This window comes from Sulfobacillus sp. TH-112 (assembly GCF_057473405.1).
Genome location: NZ_JBYCKN010000004.1, coordinates 1 through 6,123, shown reverse-complemented (window position 1 = coordinate 6,123; position 6,123 = coordinate 1). Strand labels below are relative to the sequence as shown.

The window sequence follows — 6,123 nt, the reverse complement described above, 5'->3', positions numbered from 1 at the left end:
GCCGGCCGCATCGGCGGCTCGTCATCACGCACAAAGATCGACTCTTACGGTTCGGCTCCGAATTGGTCTTGGCGATCTGCGAAGCCAAGCAGATGGAAGTGGTGATTCTCAACCAACGGGAGGACACCACGTGTGAAGAGGAATTGGCCCAAGACGTGCTGGACATCATCACGGTGTGTTCGGCCCGGCTGTAGGGCAGCCCTTCACGAAAGAATCAAATGCTGCTCGGTGACGTGAAACACGCGGTGGAGGAGGCGTTGTCATGATTGTCGCCCACAAAATTCACTGGACCCGAACAACGTCCAGGAGACGTATTTTCGCAAGGCGGTGGGAACGGCGCGCTTTGTCTACAATTGGGAATTGGATTAGTGGCAGCCGTTGGCTACCCTCTCGACCGGCGAGAAAGTTGCGGTACCGAAAGCTTATTCCGCTACGTTGAAGAAACTCCGCCAGTGATCTCAACACTTCAGTCGCCAGATGGAAGCCGCTAAAGTCCGCGCCGGGCTGAAGCCCGGAGAACCCATTCCGAAAGGAATGCACCTCCCCATGTCGGAGAACATGAGGAAAACCCAACGGTGCATCACCTGGCTCCATGCCCGGATTACGAATATCCGGCCAATACGTTGCATCAACTCACGATCGATCTCGTCGAACGTTTCGATGTCATCGCCATCGAGGATCTGAACGTGGCCGGAATGCTCAAAAATCACCCGTTGGGCCGGGCCGTTGCGGATATGGGCTTTGGAGAATTTCGTCGTTAACTCGCCTATAAAGTGGCGCAACGGAGGAAGACGGTCATCGTCGTGAATCGCTGGTAACTCAGTAGCAAAACGTGTGCGTCGTGTGGATACAAAATCCCGAAAATACCGCTCGCAGTGCGGGAGTGGACGTGCCCAGAATGTTACACGCATCATGATCGCGACATCAATGCGGCGATTAATTTACGTCGAGTGGCCGAGACGAGCTTTACAGCGAGTCCTGGGAGTTCGGTGAGGGGCTCCTCAGAAATGAATAAGTCCATCAGAACGGTGCTGCAGAAACCCGAAGACCGTGCGACGGGAGGCGTAAAACTGCGCGTCACGATCCTACCCGTTGTCGATGTTAGACCCTAGATCTCGAGACGTCATCTCCATTACTTGTCCTCGGAGCATAGCGCATATTTGTGTGATTTGAATGGGAAATGAAGATGTAGAAAGGGAGGGTTTCGCTATGCTTATGGCGGTTTTGACGCGCATATTCCTGATTTCATCTCCATTCCCAATTATTACTTGCGCTATTCGGGCTAGCATTAGATAATGAATCATAGTGGAGACACTAGTCTTTATGGACTAATTCACTGAATTTGTTGGTGGTTGTATTTCTGATGGAATGAGGATCCGCTGGGCGGACCTTATGATCATGTTTCAAGGAGGTTTTGTCGTGAAGCGCGCGAAGTGGATGGCGATTGGCGTGGTGGCGCTGTCTGGGGCTCTTGCGGGTTGCGGAATTCAGTCCGCGCAAGCATCCCAATACTTACATGTTGTACCTGGTACCAATGTGATTAACCTTACCGTGAAAACGGGATATAGCAATGATTTGGCTGAGAATACGGTGGATGGTGTGCCCGCAGGAGACCTTACCATTAACGTGCCGGTAGGATCAGAAGTGCATATGAAGTTTATCAACGACGGGCCATTACCGGAGTCGATGGGCATCTATCAAGACATTACCAATCTTGCCTTTCCCGGATCGGGCGATTCGTATGAGAATGCGTCTTTAGGAGAGTATCCTGGTCTTATCCCTGGGCAATCGCAATCATACACCTTCACGGCTTCTAGAGTGGGAACCTACACCCTGTCCGATTTGGTCGATGGTGTTACCAGTGATAACATCCCGGTGAGTAATATTTGGGAAACCTTCAAGGTTGTGTCTTCCGGGGCCCCCTCGTTAACTACCAAATCTTAGTAACTCCATTTGTGATCTAGTTCCCATGAGCGACGTTATCCGACGCGACTCATGGGAACTACATTATTTGTCGTGTGGTACCGCAGGTGGTTGGGGGGCATTGGGCAAATGATACGGAACCACCATGACGGATACTTCGCGGCGGAACACCAGTATGGCTTCCAGGGCAAATGCCATATGGTTATGCAAGGCATTTTGCCAATGTCGTCCGACCACCAGTTCCGGAATGACAACGATTACCCTCCCTGGGGCAAAGAGGTGGGTAAGGTGATCCACATAGCGTACCATGGGTCGTAAGACCGAACGATACTGAGATTGGATGGAGACAAATTTAATTCGTGGATCGGGATTCCACTCATTCCAACGATCGGTGACATGTTTTTCTCGTTCGGGAGTGGAGCTGATATTTAGTGCAATGATCTCATCGGGATTCATGGACAGCGCTGTTGATATGGTTGCCATGGTCATGTGATTGATGCTAGCGACGGGAACGACAACGACAAGCTTTTTCACTTCGGGTTTTTGGGTCAGGTCATTGAGGCGTAAATTGTCTGCCACCATCAGATAGTGACGTCGTACCGCACGCAGACTAAGAATGATCATCGGAATAGCGATCACCACAATCCATGCCCCGGCCGTAAACTTGGTGACAATGGAAATGAGCACCACCGTAGCTGTTAACATAGCGCCTAATGTGCCCGTAATGACGGTGGTCGTGCGACCTTCCGCATCCTTTTCACGAAGCCGTTTTTTAACTAAGCTTACCATGGCAATGGTAAAGCTCATATATACCCCGATGGCGTAGAGCGGGATGAGATTATTGGTATTTCCCTTGAAAATGATGATTAAAAGACTCGCTAATGCGCCGAGCACCAGGATGCCGTTTTGGTACACCAGGCGATCTCCACGAGCTAAAAACATTCTTGGCATCCATTGATCCCGTGCCATGAGGCTAGCGAGCTGCGGGAAACCAGCAAAACTGGTGTTGGCCGCAATTGCTAAAATGCCCATCGTGACGAATGATAGCAAGTAGAAGAAGATGCCATGACCGAATAAGCGGGAGGCGAGTTGCTGGAGTACGGTGACGTTGTTATTGGGAATGATGCCAAAGCGAAATGCGATGATGGACGTACCGAGAAACATACTGCCTAAAAAGATCCCTAAAAGAAGTAGTGTCAAACGGGCCCGCCGAACAGCGGGGTCCCGGAAGATGGGAACACCATTCGAGATGGCTTCGACCCCGGTGAGTGCTGAGGAGCCGGAACTGAACGCCCGTAGCACTAAAAGGGGAGCGACGACCGCGGCTGCGGTGGGAGCGAAATAGGCGTGAAAAGGCTGAGCTGTCGGATCGGTTTTGAAAATCCCCACCACAGCCATGGCCAGCACCATCACAATGAAGAGATACACAGGAATCATAAATAACCGAGCCGACTCTTTGATACCTCGTAAATTAATGAGCATCACGGAAAGTACGACGAACACCGATATTGGTACGGTCCATGAGAGAAGGGAAGGGAAGGCGGAAACCAGTGCCGCCACGCCCGCCGTGACACTGACCGACACGGTTAAGGTGTAATCGATCAGAAGGGCGGCTCCTGCTACGACGCCAGACCAGGGACCCAACGTGTCACGACCAATCACGTAAGCGCCACCACCATTGGGATAGGCGCGGATGATCTGCCGATAGTTAAATACTAAGAATGAGAGCAATAAGACGATAACAGCAGAGATAGGTAAGGAATACCACAGCGCACCAACCCCGGCATAGGTATAGAGGACAATGAGAATCTCTTGGGTTCCGTATGCCACAGATGATAGTGCATCCGGTGCCAGAACCGGTAACCCCAGCACAACTCCGACTCGACGTCCGCCTTCATCCTTATCCTTCAATGGCTTTCCGAAAACAACCCGACGCCAATCCAAGTACCCACCCCGCTTTAGTTCTAAAAAACGATTATACTCAGAATTTCAGACAAGTGATATAAGGAGTTTTGACAAACCGTCCAAGACCCCACCTAGAGCATATGTCCCCCATGTTGAATCCATACGATGCAGCTATGGTGCCAAGGCATCGAGACGCGCATTGATCGAGGTCATTAACTCTCGCGCGTTATCGACCTCAATCGCCACACCAGAATACAATTGGCGACCGATATGAAAATCTACCAGGTCTAGGGAGATGACATGGTCTGGATGTTCGTAGGAGAGGAAATACCAGCCATCTGGACCCACGTAGTGACCTTCGAACACTAATCCTAGAGCGGTTCCACCGACTCTGACGAGATTCTCGGGGACGCGCAATTCATCGTAGACATTTGAAATGTTCTCATAGGGAATGACGAGTCGTCCTTGCAAGGCTTCTAACATGGTGATTCCTGTCAACGTGATTTCGATTTCGTGATCTCGTAGTTCCATACGGCGCATTCGTGTCACCCTTCCTACCGTGGTGGCGATCTATGTAGCCTTTTACATACCCTAATGTACGCTTTTAAGTCCCGTACGTGAAGTCACTGCCGGAATAAGCGAGGAACGGTTCGGCTCGTGTCGAGGCTTCTCGTCGCTCTCAACCCGAGAGAACAGATGTTGAATCGGCAACTTTCGGGGAAATGGCTGTGTGACGATTGAGAGGAAAGCACTACTATAGAGGCTAGTATGCAGTGGGGGAACGGGTGTCCCAAATGAGACATGGGGGGAAGGCAATGATAGGTCCCACGGGTGGGTTATCCCCGCAAGCTGAACGTGCGTTAAGTACACCATCGCCAGGATTATGGATGCCTACGATTAGAGCAGAGGACATTAATCTTGGATCAGGCTATCCGTATCCTGCGGCAATTCCCGTCGCGGCGATCAATGAGGCATGGACGCGAATGCTGCATAAGGAGAGATACCAGCCGTTTCAGTATCTGGGCTCGGATGGGCATGGGAGGTGGATGGCATGGCTGTCACAGGAAACCGAATCGATTCGAGGGGATCGTGACGCCATTATTTCGACATTCGGTGCTCTGCAAGCGGTCGATCTTTTGACCCGTGTTCTCATTGATGACAAAACCACTGTGGTAGTGCAGGGCTCCACTTATATGGAAGCCTTGGAAATTTTTCGCAACTACACTCCGCACATTGTTGCGATTGCGCACCGAAATGGCCGGTTTGCTATTGAAGACATTGAGCCCTTGATACAGCAGCGACAAGCGATGGGACTGCCGGTGCGATTGATTTATTGGGGAGCGGATTTTCAAAATCCTACCGGCCTCGAAATGTCTCTTGAAGACCGGCGACGGCTGGTGGCGACGGCCAACCAAGGAGATGCCTATATTTTGGAGGATGCGGCCTATCGTGCCTTGGCGTTTACGCGGGCCTTGCCTAGTCTGAAGGAATTGGATTCTCATGGCAGGGTCATTTATGTTGGCAGCTTATCCAAAACGCTAGCCCCAGGGTTGCGTTTAGGCTGGGCGCTCGGACCAAAATTGCTCATCTCGGCCATGGAGCGGCTTAAGAAAGACTTGGGGAATCCTCTAATAGAGGCGTTAGTGGGTCACTATCTCAATACTCAAGCATACGCTCAACACCTGCACGAACTGAGAAAACAATATGCTATTCGTGCGGACTGGATGCTATCGTGCTTGGGACGGGAGATGCCCAGCACTGTTCACTGGGATATCCCACGCGGGGGATACTTTGTTTGGCTCAGAGTGAATTCTCCCAGGTCCAGTGACGCGATAGCGCATGCTGCACACCAAAAGGGTGTCGTACTCTTATCAGGGTCTCATTTTAGTGGCGCCAAAGGCGAGGACCCGCATGCACTTCGCGTGTCATTCAGCTATGAATCGCTCGAACGCATGGCAGAGGGCATACGACGGTTAGCTGACCTTTTACGTTCGGGCTATGACGATAGCACGCAATAAGAAGGACTTCAATAACATAGCGTCACCTCGACCGCAAACGGCTCGCGATTATACACCACCATTCGCATACCACCGCGCGTAGGCAAAGGAGCGGCAATGACGTGAGCGCCCATGGGGACCGTTTCCACTATCTGGGGAAGATGAGGTTTCCAGTGGTTGGTAATGGCGAAGGCCGGACCGTGGGCAAAGTTTTGTGCAGCGACCGTGACCACAATGGTGGTCACGGCGCTTTTGCGTTGAGTGTGGTCGCGGGAATCGTACCCATGCGTCCTGATTG

Annotated in this window: 8 protein-coding genes and 1 pseudogene; 5 read left to right on the top strand and 4 right to left on the bottom strand. The window is 51.6% G+C overall.

What is annotated here, in order from left to right; all coding sequences use genetic code 11:
- Together ACOJWD_RS00340 and ACOJWD_RS00335 are read left to right on the top strand one after the other, a co-directional pair.
- Positions 1-191, top strand: a pseudogene (locus tag ACOJWD_RS00340) (recombinase family protein); the annotation flags it as partial.
- A 94-nt stretch (positions 192-285) separates the two neighbouring features.
- Complete coding sequence (locus ACOJWD_RS00335) at positions 286-369, top strand: helix-turn-helix domain-containing protein (RefSeq protein ID WP_486991224.1); 84 nt, start codon at positions 286-288, stop codon at positions 367-369.
- An 89-nt stretch (positions 370-458) separates the two neighbouring features.
- Here ACOJWD_RS00335 and ACOJWD_RS00330 read toward each other — a convergent pair whose 3' ends face one another.
- Positions 459-914 (bottom strand): hypothetical protein, encoded by a 456-nt coding sequence (locus tag ACOJWD_RS00330; RefSeq protein ID WP_486991222.1) that lies wholly within the window; start codon positions 912-914, stop codon positions 459-461.
- Between ACOJWD_RS00330 and ACOJWD_RS00325 the strand changes: the two genes are divergently transcribed.
- Positions 855-1,112: a zinc ribbon domain-containing protein gene (locus tag ACOJWD_RS00325; RefSeq protein ID WP_486991223.1), complete on the top strand. Its 258-nt coding sequence runs from the start codon at positions 855-857 to the stop codon at positions 1,110-1,112. The two genes, ACOJWD_RS00330 and ACOJWD_RS00325, sit on opposite strands and share 60 nt — an antisense overlap.
- A 307-nt stretch (positions 1,113-1,419) precedes the next feature.
- A complete protein-coding gene (locus ACOJWD_RS00320) occupies positions 1,420-1,944 on the top strand; it encodes a sulfocyanin-like copper-binding protein (RefSeq protein WP_486991221.1) in 525 nt (174 codons plus the stop codon).
- A gap of 63 nt (positions 1,945-2,007) precedes the next feature.
- On the opposite strand, the gene ACOJWD_RS00315 is transcribed toward ACOJWD_RS00320, so the two are convergent.
- Entirely contained in the window at positions 2,008-3,867 is a 1,860-nt protein-coding gene (locus ACOJWD_RS00315) for an APC family permease (protein ID WP_486991220.1), read from the bottom strand.
- Positions 3,868-3,999: 132 nt separating this feature from the next.
- On the bottom strand, positions 4,000-4,368 hold the full coding sequence (locus ACOJWD_RS00310) for a hypothetical protein (RefSeq protein ID WP_486991219.1): 369 nt from the start codon (positions 4,366-4,368) through the stop codon (positions 4,000-4,002).
- Between the two features lie 275 nt (positions 4,369-4,643).
- Between ACOJWD_RS00310 and ACOJWD_RS00305 the strand changes: the two genes are divergently transcribed.
- The gene (locus tag ACOJWD_RS00305; RefSeq protein WP_486991218.1) at positions 4,644-5,846 is read left to right on the top strand and encodes an aminotransferase-like domain-containing protein; all 1,203 of its coding nucleotides are present in this window, start codon (positions 4,644-4,646) and stop codon (positions 5,844-5,846) included.
- Positions 5,847-5,854: 8 nt separating this feature from the next.
- Here ACOJWD_RS00305 and ACOJWD_RS00300 read toward each other — a convergent pair.
- The coding region (locus ACOJWD_RS00300; RefSeq protein WP_486991217.1) for a hypothetical protein at positions 5,855-6,123 on the bottom strand (269 nt) is incomplete at its 5' end.